Source organism: Hymenobacter siberiensis (genome assembly GCF_018967865.2).
Classification (GTDB): Bacteria; Bacteroidota; Bacteroidia; order Cytophagales; family Hymenobacteraceae; genus Hymenobacter; species Hymenobacter siberiensis.
Window position 1 is genome coordinate 349,972 of record NZ_JAHLZY020000001.1, and the last position, 17,456, is coordinate 367,427.

Here is a 17,456-nt window from a genome sequence, read left to right on the forward strand (position 1 = left end):
AGGGAGGTGGGGCGCTAAAAAGGAGTCCCCTTGGAGGGCAAAGAGGTGTCATCGATAACAAAAAATGACCGGCAAAAGTCGCCGGCCATTCCTTATAAAACCGCCGCTTGCGTGATTCAGCTAAAAGAATCAGCGAAATCACGGTTAATCAGCGGTAATCTGTGATTTATATGTCCTTATCGTCCAGGTCGCCGGCGTCGGGCACCTGCATTTTCTGGTCTGCGGGAATGGTGTCGCGCTGGCCGCCGTAGTATTTCGAGCAGTCGATTTCGATGCTGAGCGGGGTGGCGGGCTTGGGGAAGGGGCCGGTGTTGATGCTGATTCGCTTGTCCTTGTACACTTTCTGCATGAATAGGCCGTAGAGCGGCAGGGCCTCGCGGGCACCTTGGCCGTAGGTGCCGGTGCGGAAGTGGATGCTGCGGTCTTCGCCGCCCACCCACATGCCGCACACCAGGTCGGGGGTGATGCCCATGAACCAGGCATCGGAGTAGTTGCTGGTGGTGCCGGTTTTGGCCCCGATTTCATATGGAAACTTGAAGCCGGTGTGCAGGATGGTGCTGGTGCCGCCGGGCTCGGTGGTGCTGGCCTGCAGCATGTTGGTCATGATGTAGGCCGTTTCTTCGCTGAGCACTTCCCGGGTGCGGGGCACGAACTCGCGCAGCACGTTGCCATTCTTGTCCTCGATACGGGTCACCATGATGGGAGTGGTGTAAACGCCCTTGTTTACGAAGGTGGAATAAACACCGCACAACTCAAAAATGCTGCAATCGGAGGTGCCGAAGCCCATCGATGGCACAGCATCGACCGGCGAGGTAATGCCGAGGCGCTTGGCGTAGGCGGCGATGGTTTCGGGGGTGAGCTTCATCACCAGCCAGGCTGTGATAGAGTTCATGGACCGGGCCAGCGCCTGGCGCAGGGTGAAGGTGCGGCCCGAGAAATTGCCCTCGAAGTTGTGGGGCGTGTAGGCCGCCCGGCCCGCCACGGCGGGGAAGGTGGTGGCCACGTCGGGGCGCGGGTAGCAGGGCGAGTAGCCCTGGTCGATGGCCGCCACATACACGATGGGTTTGAACGTGGAGCCGGGCTGGCGCTTGCCCTGCCGCACGTGGTCGAACTTGAAGAACTTGTAGTTGGGGCCGCCCACCCAGGCCTTAATCTGGCCGTTGAGCGGGTTCATGGCCATGAAGCCGGCCTGCAGGTAGCGCTTGTAGTACTCGAGCGAGTCGTAGGGCGACATCAGCATCTCCTTCTCGCCCTGCCAGGAGAATACCTGCATCTTGTACTTCTTATGCAGGTAGTAGTTCACCGAGTCGCGGTTGCCGTCGTACTGGGCCATCAGCGACTTGTAGCGCTGGGTGCGGCGCATGGAGTTCACCAGGAAGTTGGGGATGATTTTGCCGTTTTCGTCGCGCCAGGGCAGCTGGCCCTTCCAGTGGGCCGAAAACCACTTCTGCTGGAGCGTCATGTGTTCGGCCAGCGACTGCTCGGCGTGCTGTTGCATGCGCGAGTCAATGGTAGTGTAGATTTTCAGGCCGTCGGCGTACAGGTCGTGGTCGGTTTCCTTGGCCCAGCTTAGCAGCGATTTCACCACCTCGGCCCGGAAATAGGGGGCCAGGCCCTTGCTGGGGTTCTCCACGGAGTAGTGCAGCACAATGGCCTTGGCTGTGTCCTGGGCCAGTTCGGTGGTGGTGATGTAGTTCGACTTAGCCATCTGGCGCAGCACCCAGTTGCGGCGCTTGCGCGAGCGGTCGGGGTGCACCACGGGGCTGAAGCGGCCCGGTGCGTTCACGATGCCCACTAGCGTGGCGGCCTCGGGCGTGCTCAGGTTTTTGGGCGACTTGTTGAAGAACGTCTTGGCTGCCGTGTTGATGCCGAAGGCGTTGGAACCGTATTCCACGGTGTTGAAGTACATCCGGATGATTTCGCGCTTCGTGTAGTTGCGCTCCAGCCGGATGGCCAGAATCCATTCTTTCGTTTTGGTGATGAGCAGGCCGAGCTTGCCGGTGCCGTTCAGGGTGCCGTCGTTGAGGTCGCCCCGGGTGCGAAACAGCACCTTGGCCACCTGCTGCGTGAGCGTGGAGCCGCCGCCGTTGTGCGAGAAGGTGAGCACACCGGTTACGGCCCGTAGCACGCTCTTGGCATCAATGCCCGAGTGCTGCTCGAAACGCACGTCCTCGGTGGCGATGAGGGCGTCAATCAGGTTCTGGGGCAGCTCTTTGAAATCGACGGGCGTGCGGTTCTCGCGGAAGTATTTGCCCAGCAGTATACCATCGGCCGAATAAATCTCGGAGGCCAGCTCCGAGCGCGGGTTTTCGAGGCTTTTGAGGTTGGGCATGCGCCCGAACAGGTCCAGGAAGTTGCCGCTCACGGCCAGCACAAACAGCGCCAGCCCCACTACACCCACGCCAAACAGCAGCCACATGGTGCGCACAAACGCCGTAAATCGCCCCGAACGAACCGGTTTCAAAGGTTGGGGCTTGGGACGACGGGCAGGAGGGGTATTGGGCATTGAGGGAGTTAAGAGTTAGGGGTTAAAAGTTAAAGGTTAAGAGTTTAGGACTTATGCAGTTGAAACACCAACCAGCTGAAAAACAGCAATATAACAAATATACGTCTTGAATACAAGTCGTTGATTTTCAGGTTACACAGCTTTTGAAGTGCGTAAGTCCTAGCGTTAAAACTTAGGCCGGCCTAACCACAGTGCAAAGGTCCGAATGCCAACTCGTAACTCATAGCCCCTAACTTTTAACTCATTTATACACGCGCTGGTAGAAGGTCAAATACCCCGCCAAATCGCCGCTAATCTGGAGCAAAGCCAGATTTTCGGGGCTAATGACGAGCGTCTGATAGCCCGCGCCGTGCAGCTTGCCCAGTGGCGACTGCGGCCCGCGCAGCTTGGTGGCGTAGCTCTGGGCTATTTTGGCCCACGGCAGCGCTTTCACCACCACTAACTCCTGGTCGGCTCCCAGCGGCACCGATTCAACCGTGAGGTTATTCGCCTTGAAAAAACGACTGTTGTAAGTAGCCAGCTGAGTCGCCAGCCCCGTGGTAGCGGGCGAGTCTTTCGGAAACACCAGCACCACCGTGTGCGGACTGTTTAGCTGGGTGGTGTAGGCCACGGCCGGGGCCGACGAAGCCGTACTGGCCCCGGCTACGGGCGTGGGCATAGCTGCCGGAGCCGTCGTTGCGGGAGTTGGGGTGCCCGGTGCAGGAGCCGTAGTGCCGGGGGTAACACCCGCTGCCGCCGCCGCTTTGGCAGTGGCCGCTTTCGCGGTAGCCTCGTCGGCCAGCTGCTTGCGGGTGGGCCGGCCCTTGCGGACCGGGGCCGCCGTTGTGGGGGTAGTTGCCGTCGGGGCACCGTTGGTAGCGGCAGAGGGAAGTGGTGCGGCCGTTGGTGCGGTAGGAGTGGGGCTGCCACCCGTAGCAGCCGGCAAAGTGTCCGCCGCCGAAGCTGCTGCTGCGGCTGCTTTTTTCGCCGCCGCTTCATCGGCCAGTTGCTTGCGCGTGGGCCGACCTTTCCGCACCGGATCTGCCGCAACTGGTGCCGCTACCGGCGTGAGGGCCGCGTTGGTAGCCGGAGCAGTACCCAAGGCCGCCGTTGAGGGGGGCATAGTTGAGCCTGTGGCTTCGGCCGCGCTCTTCGCTTCTTGCCGGATATCAGCCGCCGAGCGCCGGGGCATGGCCCGCATCGCATCCGGTGCGGGCGTGGCAGGGGCCGGCGCTGCTGGGGCCGGGGCTGGCGTAGTCGGACCCAGGGCTTTGGCCGGGCTATCCCCTTCGCGATACACAATGCGCATTCGGTTATCAATTTCGCCGGGGCGGAAGATGGACACCACGGGCTTTTCGGTGGAAGCCAGCGCGCCGGCAATCTGGCCATCGTCCTTCTTCTGATAGGTGGCGGCCAGCGCCTGGGCCTGCGGCACCAGGGGGCTTTCCGGGAAATCCTTGTAGAATTTCTCCACCGAGGAGCGGGCCGTGAGCGGCGGCTGGGTTCGAATCACCAGCAGCGTTTTCAGGTAGGCCACCCGGTCGTTGAGGTCACTTTTGGGGTATTGCTGCTCGGTGCGCGCCAGTACGGTCGTGGCCTTGCGGAACTCCTGGTTCTTGTAATACGTGAAGGCCGAATCGACGCGACTGGCCACGGCGTTGTGCAGGGCCAGCTCGTGCTCGCGGTACAGCGGGTCGGCAATCAGCTTGGCGTAGAGTGACTTCGGGAACTCGCGCTGCAGCGCCGCCGCGTATTGGGCAGTTTTGGCCGCGTCGGGCTTGTCTTTGTAGTAGAGGTATAGCAGGTAGTAGGCATCGGGGGCATGTTCACCGCGCACGTAGCGGGTCACCTGCTTCTCGTAGGTTTCGAAGCCCTTTTCACGCTCCTTCAGCTGCTCTTTGTAGATGCCGCCCAACTCGTACAGCGCGCATTCTATCTGCGTATCGGAAGCCGCCAGCTGGGTGGGCGTGGTGGGAATATCCTTGCGGTACTGCGCTACCAGGGCATCCTTGGCTGCGTTGGGGTTGGCGGCGGCGGCGGCCACGGCCGCCGAGTCGGACCGGCCGCCATTCACCAGCGTGCTGCCGTTGCCGGTGATGGAGATGGGCGCACCACCATTGGCGATGTTGTTGGTCGAGCTGCTGCCCGTGCGGCTGGTGCGCCAGTTGTCCTGCAATGGTCGGTTCTGCCATTTGCGCAGAAAGTCGGCGCGGGCCGTGCCCAGCGTGGCGGGGTTGTCGAAGTACCACTGCGCACCCGAAGCCACCGCCGTCGGGTCGAATGACAGCGGGTCGGCGCTGGGTGCGCCACCGGGCAGGTTGCTGCCCAGGCCACTGCTGCTGGAACTGGTGCGGCCGGCAAACTCGGCGGCGGCCGCCTGTTTCTTTTGCTGAGCCGCCAAGCGGTCGGCGGCCACTTTCTGGGCTGCCAGCTCAGCCTCGGCGTAGGCAACGAGCTGCTGGTTCAGGGCATCGGGTGCCAGGCGGGCCAGCGCCTGCAAGCTGTCCTGCGTTTCGATAATGGTGTACTGTTTGGCAAAATCCTTCAGGATGCCGCTGCGCTCCTTGATGGCGGCGTAGGTTTTGGCTTCCTTGTTCAGGTTCTGCACCGTGCTGTCGTAGTAGGCCGCCGCGAGGCGGTACTTCTGCAGGTTTTCGTAGTATATGCGCCCAGCCAGCAAGTAGGTATAGCTTTTCTGGAGGCGGCTGGTGGTGGTGGCTTTAATAGATTGCCGCAGCAGTTTCAGCGCCTCCGGGTATTTCTTTTCGCGGTAGTTCAGCCGCGCCATCTCATAGTATATCTTGTCGCGGTAGTCCTTGTTCTTTGTGTCTTTCAGCAGGTTGACAAAGTTCTTGTTCAGCTTCACTCGGTCGGTCGCGCTCAGGTCCGATACCTGCGGCAGCATCAGCTTGGCCTGGAAATCCAGCTCGTACGGCGGGTTGCGAGCGATAATCTGGTCGAGCTGCTCGTAGGCCTTTTTATTCTCGCCGGCATCCTGGTACAGCTGCGCCAGAATGTAGCGCGTGCGCGACTGCTCGTTCTTAAACTCAATCAGCGGAATAGCCTTTTCCAGCTCCGGAATGGCCTTGGCCGGTTCCTCCGTGCGGATGTAGTAGTCGGCCCGCGTCAGAAATAGCTGGCGCGCATCCTGCGGCAGGCCCTTTTCCTTGTCCAGCAAGTCCGATACCGCTTTGGCGCTTTCCAGCTCGCCCTGCGCCACGAAGGTCCGCATCAGTCCAATCAGCGCTTCGTGCTTGGCATTGGCGTCCTTGCCGGTCGAGTTTACGTACTTAAACGTCTGGCCAGCATCGTCAAACTGCATCAGATAGAAGCGCGCCCAGCCCACCAGTATGTAGGCATCATCGGTCCAGTCCGAGCCCGGCCGGTTCTGAATCGGCATCGATGCCTTCTTGATAATATCGTTCAAATCGGCGCGGTTGGCCTTCACGCTGGCGCTGTCCAGCGTCGGGAACAGCGGCAGCGTCTGGTTGTAGTCGTTCACGCGGGCCGCGTACATCTTGTCCTCGGCCGTCTGCAGCTTCACGCGGGCCAGGAAGTAGGCGTTGTCGCGGGCGGCCACGTTGTTGAAGGCGTGAGCCACCAGGTTTTTGTCCGATGCGCAGCCCGCCGCTCCCACGCCCAGTAGGAAGGCGAGCAGCGCGGCCCAGCGATATGTCAGCGAATAATGTGTCAAAATCAAAGCAAGGGAAAGGACGGCCCGGAGCAGCCGGAACGCCCAAAGCAGCCGGAAATGTTCGACGGCTCTGCCAGATAACGAAGCCGCACGGGTAAAATTACGTTTTTCCCCGGGCAAACGTAGCCCCGCCCGCGCCGTAACTTTGCCAGCCGTCTCTCCCTCACCGCCCATGTCCACCCCGCCCGACCCGCAGCCCGCCGGCACCAACCGCCTGCAGGCCGTCATGAAATACTCCGGCCTGGCCTTCCAGATGCTGGCCATCATCGGGGGCAGTGCTTGGCTGGGCACCTGGCTCGACGGCCGTTTGCACACCCAGCCCTGGCTCACCATTGGGCTGCTGCTGCTGGGCGTGTTCCTGGCCGTGTTTCAGGTTATCCGCAGCCTCACCAAAGAATCGCTTTAAGTACGAACCCACCGTCATGCCGAGCGCAGCCGAGGCCTCTCGCGTGCAATAGCAACTCAATCGTTGAAAGATTAGTGGGGGCACGCGAGAGGCCTCGGCTACGCTCGGCATGACGTCGTATCAGCCCCAATCTATGTCTATGTCCAAGTTCCTGCGTCAGTTTCTGCTCTTCACCGCCGCGCTGGGACTGCCCATCTACGTCCTGCAACGCCTCTACGGCGCGGCCGTAGTGCACCCGCGCACTGGGCTCATTTTTGCCGTCATGGCCGCGCTCACGTACTTCGCCTACACCCTCACGGCGCGCCTTGTGGCCCGCTCGCCCGATAACCTCGGCACGGGCTACCTCATCGGCATGACGGTCCGGCTGCTGGTGTCGCTGGGCCTTGTTACTTGGCTGCTGGCCGGCGGCATTGCCCGCGAGCCGAGGGGCATCTGGACCTTCCTCGGAGCCTTCTTTATCCTGTACTTTTCGTGGGCCGGGTTTGAAATCTGGGCTACTTTGAGTAACTTGCGGCCGATTTCAGGAAAGCAAGTAACGCAATGATAGTGCGTTAGCCCGGAATTAGTCATTAATTAACTTTGAATGAAGCGTTTACTCTCGATTCTCCTCTGCTTCGTCTCCCTGTCCGTTTTTGCTAACGAACCCGCTGCCGAGGGCGAAAAAGCCGAAGGCTTCAATCCCGGTGAAATGATTTTGCACCACATCGGCGATTCGCACGAGTGGCATTGGCTGGCCACCGATACCGGCAATTTCACCACCTACCTGCCCATTATCGCCTACCGCCCCGGCAAAGGGGTTTCGATATTCTCCTCCGAGAAAATCTCGAACGGCGAAGGAGAAGCCAGCGGCAAGGAGTATGATGGCCTAAAGCTCGACCACGAAAAGCTCGTGAGCACCGATGGCAGCAAGCTCTACGACTTCTCCATCACCAAAAACGTTGCCGGCCTCATCGGCAGCGCCGTGCTGATGCTGGTGGTGTTTATCTCCGTAGCCAGCGGCTACCGCAAGAACCACGGCCATGCCCCCAAGGGCATCCAGTCGTTCTTCGAGCCCATCATCGTCTTCATCCGCGACGAAGTAGCCAAGAAAAACATCGGCCCCAAGTACGAGCGCTACATGCCGTACCTGCTCACGGTGTTCTTCTTCATCTGGTTCAACAACCTGCTCGGCCTCACGCCCGGCGCGGCCAACCTCTCCGGCAACATCGCCGTGACCATGGTCTTGGCCCTGATGACGCTGGTTATCACCCTGGCCTCGAGCAATAAGTACTACTGGGCGCACATTTTCGCCACGCCCGGCGTGCCCAAGCCCTTGCTGCCCATCATGATTATCGTGGAAGTAATTGGTATTTTCACCAAGCCCTTCTCGCTCATGATTCGTCTGTTCGCCAACATCACGGCGGGCCACATCGTGGTGCTGAGCTTTATCAGCCTGGTGTTCATCTTCAAATCGTGGGCTGTCGCTCCGGTGACGCTGGCTTTCGGCCTGTTCATCAACGTGCTCGAATTGCTGGTGGCCCTGCTCCAGGCGTTCATTTTCACTTTGCTGACTTCGATGTACATCGGCGGCGCAGTAGAGGAGCATCACGATGCCGACATGCAAATAGGCTACAGCGACGACTCGGAAGCGGCCCACGCTGCCCACTAATCTGATTTAACCGGCCGGGTGCCCGCCACCCGCCAACTGGCTGTTTCGGCCAGCCCGTGGCAATCCCCCCTCCCCGCCGCGGGACTGACGAACTTTTTCTTTTTCCCCTTTTTCTTTTTTATTATGCTTCTCTCTTTGTTTTTGCAAGCCATGGCGGCCAACTACGGTCCCGGTCTGGCAGTAATGGGTGCCGGTATCGGTGCAGGTCTGGTTGCTTTGGGCGTTGGCCTGGGTATCGGTCGCATCGGCGGCAGCGCCATGGATGCTATCGGCCGTCAGCCGGAAGCTTCGGGCAAAATCCAGACGGCAATGATTATCGCCGCCGCGCTGATTGAAGGTCTGGGCCTGTTCGCAGTCGTAGTCTGCGTACTCATCTGGACCAAACTCGTTTAGTAACGGGCCGGGCTTTGGGCCCGGAAGTAGTTGGAAGCCCGCCGCCCGCTGCTGCAACATGCAGTTGGCGCGGCGGGCTTACCTGCTCCTAATCTGCCTAATTGATTAGTTGACATTTTTAAAAAATACCCAATCAATGCTGCCCGCTTTTTTATCCCCTGAACTCGGCCTGATTTTCTGGCAACTGGTCATCTTCCTGCTGGTGTTGTTCCTGCTGGGCAAGTTTGCCTGGAAGCCGATTCTGCTCGCCCTCAAAGAGCGTGAAGACAACATCGAAGGTGCTCTGCGCATGGCCGACCAGGCCAAAATCGAAATGCAGCAGCTGAAAGCCGGCAACGAGAAGTTGCTGACCGATGCCCGCCTCGAGCGCGACCGAATGATGCAGGAAGCCGCTCAAATGGCCAACCAGTACCGCGAAACCGAAAAGGCCCGCGCCACCGCCGAAGCCAACACCATCATCCAGCAAGCCCGCGAAGCCATCCAGCAGGAGAAAAACGCAGCCCTGGCCGAGGTGAAAAATACCGCCGCCAAGCTCTCGCTCGACATTGCCGAGCGCATCCTGCGCCGTGAGCTGACCGACCCTGCCGCCCAAACGCAGCTGGTCGATTCTTACCTGAAAGACGTCAATCTTAACTAATGTCTGTCATGCTGACGAAGGAAGCATCTTATCGCGGCTGCTTTCGTCAGATTTAGCTTACCGAGCGGCGCGAACCTGATAAGATGCTTCGCCAGCTCAGCATGACAACCTCAAAATAATATGGCTGACCAACGAGTAGCGGCCCGCTACGCCAAGTCGCTCCTCGACTTGGGCAAGGAGATGGGCACCCTGAGCGCAGTGAAAGCGGACATGGACCTGCTGAGCAAGACCATGGCCCAAAGCCGCGACCTGCGCCTGCTGCTACGCAATCCGATTGTGAAGCACGACAAGAAACTGGCCATCCTGAACGCCATTTTCGGCGGTAAGGTATCGGACATGACCCTGCGCTTCTTCACTATTCTGACCAATAAAAACCGCGAGTCGGCGATTGAAGGGATTGGGCCGGAGTTTCTGGCGCAGTACAACAGCATGCAGGGCATTCAGTCGGCCGAAGTAACGTCGGCCACGGCCCTCACGCCGGCTGCCCGCGCCGAAATGCAGGCATTGGTGACCAAGCAGACCGGCCTCACCGAGGTGCAGCTCACCGAGAAAGTTGACCCCGAGCTTATCGGTGGCTTCGTGCTGCGGGTGGGCGATAATCAGATTGACGATTCCGTGCGCACCAGCCTGCGCAAGCTGCGCACGTCGCTGCAAGAAAATTCTTACCAACAAAAACTGTAGGGTGTAGGGAAGTTGGGATAGGGGACATGCTCCCGCCGTCCCCACCCCATATCCCGAATTCCCTATACCTTATTCCCCCCAAAAATGGCAGAAGTACGTCCGGACGAAGTCTCCGCAATCCTGCGGCAGCAATTGTCCAATTTCAAGTCGGAAGCCGAGCTGGAAGAAGTCGGCACCGTATTGCAGGTCGGCGACGGCGTGGCCCGCATCTACGGCCTGAGCAAAGCCCAGGCCGGCGAGCTGATTGAGTTTGAGAACGGCCTGCAGGCCCTCGTGCTCAACCTGGAAGAAGACAACGTGGGTGCCGTGATGCTGGGCGACTACTCGGAAATCCGGGAAGGCTCTACGGTGAAGCGCACCAAGAAAATCGCCTCTATCAAAGTGGGCGAGGGCATTGTGGGCCGCGTGGTGAACACGCTGGGCCAGCCCATTGACGGCCGGGGCCCCATAACGGGCGAGCTGTATGAGATGCCCCTGGAGCGCAAAGCTCCCGGCGTAATCTTCCGTCAGCCCGTAACCGAGCCGATGCAAACCGGCATCAAGTCGATTGACGCGATGATTCCGATTGGCCGTGGCCAGCGCGAGCTGATTATCGGTGACCGCCAGACCGGCAAATCGGCCGTGGCCATCGATACCATCATCAACCAGCGCGAGTTCTTCGAGGCCGGCCAGCCGGTGTATTGCATCTACGTGGCCATCGGCCAGAAGGCTTCTACGGTGGCCCAGGTAGTGCAGGCCCTCACCAAGGGCGGTGCAATGGACTACACCGTGGTGGTGGCCGCTTCGGCTTCCGACCCAGCTCCGCTGCAGTTCTACGCGCCCTTCACGGGTGCTGCTATTGGTGAGTTCTTCCGCGATACGGGTCGTCCGGCCCTGGTGGTTTACGATGACTTGTCGAAGCAGGCCGTGGCTTACCGTGAGGTGTCGCTGCTGCTCCGTCGTCCTCCGGGCCGCGAGGCATACCCCGGCGACGTGTTCTATCTGCACAGCCGTTTGCTGGAGCGGGCCGCTAAAATCAACTCTTCGGACGAGATTGCGAAGAACATGAACGACCTGCCCGAGAGCATCAAGCACCTCGTGAAAGGCGGCGGTTCGCTGACCGCCCTGCCCCTGATTGAGACGCAGGCCGGCGACGTATCCGCCTACATCCCGACCAACGTGATTTCGATTACGGACGGCCAGATTTTCCTCGAGACCAACCTGTTCAACTCGGGCGTGCGCCCGGCCATTAACGTGGGTATCTCGGTATCGCGCGTGGGTGGTAACGCCCAGATTAAGTCGATGAAGAAAGTGGCCGGTACGCTGAAGCTCGACCAGGCCCAGTTCCGCGAGTTGGAAGCCTTCGCCAAGTTCGGCTCCGACCTCGATGCCTCGACCAAGCTCACCATCGAGCGCGGCCGTCGCAACCTCGAAATTCTGAAGCAGCCCCAGTACTCGCCCGTGAAGGTGGAGGACCAGGTGGCCATCATCTACGCCGCCACCAACGGCCTCCTCGACAACGTGCCCGTGAACCGCGTGCGTGAGTTTGAGAAGGAATTTGGTCAGGTGATGAACTCCCGCTACCCCGACGTGCTGAAGGCTCTGAAAGCCGGTAAGCTCGACGATACTGCCACCAAGGCGATGCGCGAAGTAGCGAAGGACGTGTCGGCGAACTACGCGGTGAAGTAAGTTAAAAGTTAAGAGTTAGGAGTTAAGAGTTGCCACTTAGTGGTTCTTAGCTCCTAACTCATCACTCTTAACTCCTAACTCTTAACTCTACAAATGGCCAGTTTAAAAGAAGTCCGTAGCCGCATTCAGTCGGTGAGCAGCACGCAGCAGATTACCAAAGCCATGAAAATGGTGGCGGCGGCCAAGCTGCGCCGTGCCCAGGACAACATTATCCGGATGCGGCCTTATGCCCAGCGGCTGAACGCCATCCTGACCAACCTGACGCGCAATGCCGACGACGACATTGTGAGCGAATACGGCGTGGCCCGGGAGGTGCGTAAGGTGCTGGTGATTGCCATTACCTCGGACCGGGGCCTGGCGGGCGCGTTCAACTCGAACGTGTTTAAGGGCGTGAACGCAGCCATTGCTTCGCGCTACGGCAACCTGCCGGCGGCCAGCATTTCGGTGATGGCCATTGGCAAGAAGGCGCATGACTACTACGGCCGTCGCGGCCAGACGGTGGGCGACTATACTCATGTCTTCACCAAGCTGTCTTTCGAGACGGTGCGGGCGGCGGCAGAAGTGGCCATGGATGGTTTCCGCAACGGCACTTACGACGAGGTGGTGATGGTATACAACGAGTTCCGGAACGTGGCGACGCAGATTATCCGCACTCAGCAGCTGTTGCCGCTGGTGCAGGAGCCCGCGCCTGTCACGGCTACGCCGGAGTCGAATGTGGACTACCTGTTCGAGCCTTCGAAAGAGGACATCGTGCAGACGCTGATTCCGCAGTCCATCAAGATTCAGCTTTACAAGGCGGTGCTGGAAAGTAATGCTTCGGAGCACGGTGCCCGCATGACGGCCATGGACAAGGCGACCGAGAATGCCGGGGAGCTGCTCAAGGCCCTCAAGCTGACTTATAACCGGACGCGTCAGGCGGCCATCACGACCGAGATTCTCGAAATCGTGGGTGGTGCTGAAGCGCTGGCGGCGGGGTAATTTCTGGCTTCCTGCACAATTTTAAAGGTCCCCTTCCGTTGGAAGGGGACCTTTTTTTTAGGGGGAATCGGTAAACGCGCACTTCAGCACTTCAGCACTTGAGTATGGGGAAAGGAGGGCTGACGAGGACGGCGGGGCGGGCAGGGCCGGTGCCCAGACGAACAATGATTTCAGCCCGGAGCGTCTGATGCCAGGATATGATGGCGCTTATTGCCGGTGGTCCCGGCGTTATTTTATCCAACCTATCCACGCTATGATAAGCATTGTGTTATCGCCCCATGTGGGCCTGTTGGTGGCCCCGTTGCTGCTTGAGCTGCTTGGACCCGCTGCCCACGCGCAAACGCTGGCCCCGCTAACGGACGTGAGCGTGTACCCCAACCCGGCGCACATTCGGGCCACGGTGCAGGTGCCGGCGGTGCCGGGGGCCGATACGGCCACGGTGACGCTCACTGATGCGCTCGGGGCCACCGTGTTTGAGCAGCCCGTGAGCCTGACCGGTGCCGGGGGCACCGCCGAAGTGCCGCTGCTGGGCCGCGTGCCCGGCCTGTACCGGGTGCAGGTGCGGGCGGGGGAGCAGCGCGTAATGCGCACACTGAAGGTGGAGTAGGGGCGAGGCCTGCCCCCGGCCCGACCGCCCTGGGCGGTCGCGGGGCATCGGCCCGCACCCGCCCCGCCCTACATTTGCCCCCATGCTTCTACCCAGCCTGCTTACCCCGACGCGGCCACTGCCCACCTGCGCCGCCTGCGACCCACCCCCGAACAGCTGGCCGAATTCCGCGGCCACCTGGCCGAGCTGCTGCGCCACCTCGACCCCACCAAGATTGAGCGGCACGGCGAAACCCACATTCTCGACTTCCTGCGCAGCGTGACCCGGCCCGCCGAGGGCGGCAGCCGCTACGGCAACGTGAACGGCAAGCGCGACTTGGTGCTGCACCTCGGCGACACGGCCGACTCGCCGGTGGGGGTGGTGCTGGAGGTGAAGGGCCCCAAGAACCCCGGCGAGATGCTGGCCCCAGACGACCTCAACCGCAAGGCTTTCCAGCAGCTGCTGCTCTACTACCTGGAAGACCGCACCGACGAGAAGGCCGACGACTTCAAGCGCCTCATCATCACGACGGGCTACGAGTGGTACGTATTCGATGCCCTCGACTTCAACCGCCTGTTTTTCCGTGACAAGACGTTTGTGAAGGCCTTCCGCGACTGGAAGGCGGGCGCCAAGGCCGCCACCGATACCGCCTTTTTCTACCACAGCATTGCCGGCAAGCAGTTGGCCGCGCTGGCCGGCGAGCTGCGCGTGGCCTACGTGGACCTGCGCCCCGGCCTGCCCACCAAGCCCGCCGACCTGCTGGCCCTCTACCGCCTGTTTCACCCCGCCTACCTGCTGAAGGAGCCCCTGACGGGGCGACGCGACCCCAACACCCTCAACCAGGAGTTCTACAACGAGCTGCTGTACCTGGTGGGGCTGAAGGAGGACAAGCAGGGCGGCCTGCGCCGCATTGGCCGCTGCCCGGTGGGCGAGCGCCAGCCCGGCTCGCTGCTCGAAAACACGCTCAGCAAGCTGCACATCGGGCAGGGCTTGCAGAACATGCCCGCCGCCGAGCGCCCCACCTACGGCGACACCCTGGAAGCCCAGCTGGAGGAAGTGGCCCTGGCCCTGTGCCTGGTGTGGGTGAACCGCCTCCTGTTTCTGAAGCTGCTGGAGGGGCAGCTGGTGCGCTACCACGATGCCGCCGATGCCGCCCACTTCCGCTTCCTGACGCCCGTTCGCCTGGCCGACTACGACGACGTGCTGAACCTGTTTTTTGAGGTGCTGAACCGGCCGCCGGCCGAGCGCAGCCCCGAAATGCGCGCCGCCTACCCCGAAGTGCCCTACCTCAACTCCTCCCTCTTCGAGCTCAGCCCGCTCGAAAGCCAGACCTTCGACATCAGCGGGCTGCGCAATGGGCTGGGGCTGGCGCCCTACTCCGGCTCGGTGCTGCGCAAGGCGGGCGCGCCGGCCGTGCCCCCCGCCAAGGCCCACACCAGCGCCGCGCCCCAGTGGGCCGCGCTGCCCTACCTGCTGCACTTTCTCGATGCCTACGACTTTGCCACCGACCCTACCACCAGCCACGCGGCCCTGCCGGCCCCTGGTGCGGCCGGGGCGGTGCCCGGTGGGTCGGGCACCGCGCCCCACCGGGCACCGCCCCGGCCGCTGCTCTCGGCCGCCGTGCTGGGGCTGGTGTTCGAGAAGATAAACGGCTACCGCGACGGCTCGTTCTACACCCCCGGCTTCGTGACCATGTACATGGCCCGCCAGACGCTGGGCCGCGCCGTGCTGCGCCACTTCGCCCAGGCGCCTGCCTTTCCGGAGCTGGCCGGCTGCCAGGCCCTGGAGGACCTGCAGGATGCCCTGGTGCCCGCCCGCCGCGCCCGCCGCCAGGAGTACGCGGCCCACTTCAACACCCTCACCGTGCTGGACCCGGCCGTGGGCTCGGGCCACTTCCTGGTGAGTGCCCTCAATGAGCTGCTGGCCCTGAAGGGCCGCCTGGGCCTGCTGCTCGACGACGAGGGCGCCCGCCTGCCCTATACCCTGGAAGTGGAGCACGACGAGCTGCTGGTGACCGATGCCGACGGCCTGCCCGCCCCCTACCGGGTGGGCCGCTTCGAGGCCGCTACCGGGCACCGCACCGTGGGGCCCGAGCGTACCCGCCTGCAAAAGGCCCTGTTTCGGGAGAAGCGCGCCCTGATGGAGCACGCCCTGTTCGGGGTGGACCTCAACCCCAACTCCGTCCGCATCTGCCGGCTGCGCCTCTGGATTGAGCTGCTGAAACACGCCTACTACAAGCCCGAAACCGACTTCCGGGAGCTCGAAACCCTGCCCAACCTCGACCTGAACGTGAAAACCGGCAACTCGCTGCTGGCCCGCTTCGCGCTGGATGTGGACCTGACCGACGTGTTTAAGAAGGGCGGCTTCACGCTGAAAAAATACAAGGAGGCCGCCCACGAATACTTCGGCAGCCGGGGGCGCGAGGACAAGAGCAAGCTGCTGGGGTTTCTGCAGCAAATCAAGGAGCAGTTCACGGCCGTGCTGCACCTCAAGGACAAGAAGCGGGAGGCGCTGCGCAAATACCGCAACGAGCGGCTGGTGCTCGAAACCCAGGGCTCGCTCTTCGCCGGCAGCAAGAAGGAGCAGGACGCCCGGCACTTCGACATGCGCCGCCTGGAACTGCTGGCCGACAAGCTCGATGCCGAAATCCAGGCCCACGAGCAGGGCGCCATCTTCCGCGAGGCTTTCGAGTGGCGCTTCGAGTTTCCCGAGGTGCTCGACGAGGCCGGCGCCTTTCGTGGCTTCGATGTGGTGATGGGCAACCCGCCGTACATCCGGCAGGAAGCCTTTAAGGAGCTGAAGCCGCACCTGAAACAGCGCTTCGGCCACGTCTTCGCCGGCACGGCCGACCTCTACGTGTACTTCCTGCAGCTGGGGGCCGAACTGCTGGCCCCCGGCGGCGAACTGTCCTACATTGTGCCCAACAAGTGGCTGCGGGCCGGCTACGGGGCCGCGCTGCGCGGCTGGTTGGCCAGCTCCCAAACCCTATTGGAGTTCGTGGACTTCGGCGACTTGCCCGTATTCCCCGAAGCCACCACCTACCCCGCCATCGTGGCCCTGCGTCAGGATGCGCCCGCTGCGGAAAGCACCTTCCGCGCCGCTGAGATACTGAAGCTGCTCCCTGACTTTGCCGCCTCGGTTATAAGTGTCGCTCGCGCCATTCCACAATCCTCTTTGAAGGCTGATGGATGGAACTTGGCTGATGCTGACTCCCAAGATTTACTGGACAAACTACGTGCTGCGGGTAATCCATTGGGTGAGTACGCCAACGGCACAATCTACTACGGTATTAAAACAGGCTACAATGAAGCCTTTGTAGTGAGTGCTTCCACGCGGAATGCTTTGATTAAAGCTGACCCTAATTCAGCCGATATTATAAAACCCTTCTTGGCAGGTCGGGATGTGAAGAGATACCAGCAATCCAAGACAGAGAAGTATCTGTTATTCATGCGCCGGGGCATCGACCCTGAAAAGTACCCGGCAGTAATGGCTCATCTTGAGCAGTTTCGAAAGCAGCTTGAGCCGCGCCCGAAGCATCTCAGTGACAAAGCCGCTGCCGAATGGCCAGGGCGGAAACCCGGTACTTACAAATGGTATGAGGTGCAAGACAGCATCGAGTATTGGCAGGAATTTGAGAAGCCCAAAATCTGCTTTCCCGATATAGCGCCCATCTTGTCATTCACGCTTGATGTAAGCGGAGCCTGTTTAGCGAATACGGGCTACTTTCTGCCTATTGACGACTTGTTTTTATTAGGTGTCCTTAACTCTAGTTTGATAGACGTGTATTTTCGGAGTCTGTCGGCTTCGATTCGCGGCGGGTACTTGCGTTTCTTCAAGCAATACGTGGAGCAGCTCCCCATCCCCGCCGCCACGCCGGCCGAGCAGGCGGCCATTGCCGCGCTGGTGCAGCAGATTCTGGACGCCAAAGCCGCCGACCCTACCGCCGACACCACCGCGCCCGAAGCGGCCGTTGATGCCGCCGTGGCCGCCCTGTATGGGGTGGCGCTGCCGGCGGCGGGCGGCGCGCTGTAGCGCGGACTTTTAGTCCGCGAGGGGAATCAGGGGGCTCGCGGCCTACAAGTCCGCGCTCCGACTGCCCCGAAACCCGTGCCAAGCGGGTTTAATCCCCCTCCGAACGGGTTTCGGGCGGCGTGGGGCGGCCCGAAACCCGTTCGGAGGGGGTTAAATCCCCTTCCGAACGGGTTTTTGCGCGTTCGGAAGGGGATTCGGGGGGGCGGGCGGGGCAAAAAAGAAGCTCCGAACGGGTTTAAAGCCGTTCG

At 61.3% G+C, this 17,456-nt stretch carries 12 protein-coding genes; 10 read left to right on the plus strand and 2 right to left on the minus strand.

Translation table 11 applies throughout. The features are described 5' to 3' along the window. Nucleotides 1-166: 166 nt before the first annotated feature. Nucleotides 167-2,506 (minus strand): penicillin-binding protein 1A, encoded by a 2,340-nt coding sequence (locus KQ659_RS01485; protein ID WP_317197801.1) that lies wholly within the window; start codon nucleotides 2,504-2,506, stop codon nucleotides 167-169. A gap of 241 nt (nucleotides 2,507-2,747) precedes the next feature. Further along, nucleotides 2,748-6,179 carry a type IX secretion system periplasmic lipoprotein PorW/SprE gene (porW, locus tag KQ659_RS01490; RefSeq protein ID WP_216690405.1) on the minus strand — a complete coding sequence of 1,144 codons (3,432 nt, stop codon included), beginning with the start codon at nucleotides 6,177-6,179 and terminating at the stop codon, nucleotides 2,748-2,750. A 172-nt stretch (nucleotides 6,180-6,351) separates the two neighbouring features. Between porW and KQ659_RS01495 the strand changes: the two genes are divergently transcribed. The 10 genes from KQ659_RS01495 to KQ659_RS21715 all read left to right on the plus strand — a co-directional run bounded on the left by KQ659_RS01495 (nucleotide 6,352) and on the right by KQ659_RS21715 (nucleotide 17,208). Then, entirely contained in the window at nucleotides 6,352-6,585 is a 234-nt protein-coding gene (locus KQ659_RS01495) for an AtpZ/AtpI family protein (RefSeq protein ID WP_216679119.1), read from the plus strand. Between the two features lie 139 nt (nucleotides 6,586-6,724). After that, nucleotides 6,725-7,129, plus strand: coding sequence for a hypothetical protein (locus KQ659_RS01500; RefSeq protein WP_216679118.1), 405 nt, complete (start codon nucleotides 6,725-6,727; stop codon nucleotides 7,127-7,129). A gap of 39 nt (nucleotides 7,130-7,168) precedes the next feature. Further along, nucleotides 7,169-8,233 carry a F0F1 ATP synthase subunit A gene (gene atpB, locus KQ659_RS01505; RefSeq protein ID WP_216679117.1) on the plus strand — a complete coding sequence of 355 codons (1,065 nt, stop codon included), beginning with the start codon at nucleotides 7,169-7,171 and terminating at the stop codon, nucleotides 8,231-8,233. A 123-nt stretch (nucleotides 8,234-8,356) separates the two neighbouring features. Continuing rightward, nucleotides 8,357-8,626, plus strand: a complete 270-nt coding sequence (atpE, locus tag KQ659_RS01510; protein WP_216679116.1) for an ATP synthase F0 subunit C — start codon at nucleotides 8,357-8,359, stop codon at nucleotides 8,624-8,626. Between the two features lie 136 nt (nucleotides 8,627-8,762). Continuing rightward, entirely contained in the window at nucleotides 8,763-9,263 is a 501-nt protein-coding gene (gene atpF / locus KQ659_RS01515; RefSeq protein ID WP_216679115.1) for a F0F1 ATP synthase subunit B, read from the plus strand. Nucleotides 9,264-9,383: 120 nt separating this feature from the next. Continuing rightward, nucleotides 9,384-9,944 carry an ATP synthase F1 subunit delta gene (gene atpH, locus KQ659_RS01520; protein WP_216679114.1) on the plus strand — a complete coding sequence of 187 codons (561 nt, stop codon included), beginning with the start codon at nucleotides 9,384-9,386 and terminating at the stop codon, nucleotides 9,942-9,944. A gap of 84 nt (nucleotides 9,945-10,028) precedes the next feature. Then, entirely contained in the window at nucleotides 10,029-11,612 is a 1,584-nt protein-coding gene (atpA, locus tag KQ659_RS01525) for a F0F1 ATP synthase subunit alpha (protein ID WP_216679113.1), read from the plus strand. 93 nt (nucleotides 11,613-11,705) lie between these two features. Next, nucleotides 11,706-12,590: an ATP synthase F1 subunit gamma gene (gene atpG, locus KQ659_RS01530; protein ID WP_216679112.1), complete on the plus strand. Its 885-nt coding sequence runs from the start codon at nucleotides 11,706-11,708 to the stop codon at nucleotides 12,588-12,590. A gap of 253 nt (nucleotides 12,591-12,843) precedes the next feature. Continuing rightward, entirely contained in the window at nucleotides 12,844-13,197 is a 354-nt protein-coding gene (locus KQ659_RS01535; protein ID WP_216690404.1) for a T9SS type A sorting domain-containing protein, read from the plus strand. Between the two features lie 135 nt (nucleotides 13,198-13,332). Further along, on the plus strand, nucleotides 13,333-17,208 hold the full coding sequence (locus tag KQ659_RS21715) for a type IIG restriction enzyme/methyltransferase (RefSeq protein ID WP_456298718.1): 3,876 nt from the start codon (nucleotides 13,333-13,335) through the stop codon (nucleotides 17,206-17,208). The last annotated feature ends 248 nt before the right edge of the window (nucleotides 17,209-17,456 follow it).

Excerpts from the sequence above, each read along its gene's own strand:
- KQ659_RS01485 (WP_317197801.1), bottom strand. The coding sequence starts at position 2,506 with ATGCCCAATACCCCTCCTGCCCGTCGTCCCAAGCCCCAACCTTTGAAA.
- KQ659_RS01495 (WP_216679119.1), top strand. The coding sequence starts at position 6,352 with ATGTCCACCCCGCCCGACCCGCAGCCCGCCGGCACCAACCGCCTGCAG.
- KQ659_RS01500 (WP_216679118.1), top strand. The coding sequence starts at position 6,725 with ATGTCCAAGTTCCTGCGTCAGTTTCTGCTCTTCACCGCCGCGCTGGGA.
- atpB (WP_216679117.1), top strand. The coding sequence starts at position 7,169 with ATGAAGCGTTTACTCTCGATTCTCCTCTGCTTCGTCTCCCTGTCCGTT.
- atpE (WP_216679116.1), top strand. The coding sequence starts at position 8,357 with ATGCTTCTCTCTTTGTTTTTGCAAGCCATGGCGGCCAACTACGGTCCC.
- atpF (WP_216679115.1), top strand. The coding sequence starts at position 8,763 with ATGCTGCCCGCTTTTTTATCCCCTGAACTCGGCCTGATTTTCTGGCAA.
- atpH (WP_216679114.1), top strand. The coding sequence starts at position 9,384 with ATGGCTGACCAACGAGTAGCGGCCCGCTACGCCAAGTCGCTCCTCGAC.
- atpA (WP_216679113.1), top strand. The coding sequence starts at position 10,029 with ATGGCAGAAGTACGTCCGGACGAAGTCTCCGCAATCCTGCGGCAGCAA.
- atpG (WP_216679112.1), top strand. The coding sequence starts at position 11,706 with ATGGCCAGTTTAAAAGAAGTCCGTAGCCGCATTCAGTCGGTGAGCAGC.
- KQ659_RS01535 (WP_216690404.1), top strand. The coding sequence starts at position 12,844 with ATGATAAGCATTGTGTTATCGCCCCATGTGGGCCTGTTGGTGGCCCCG.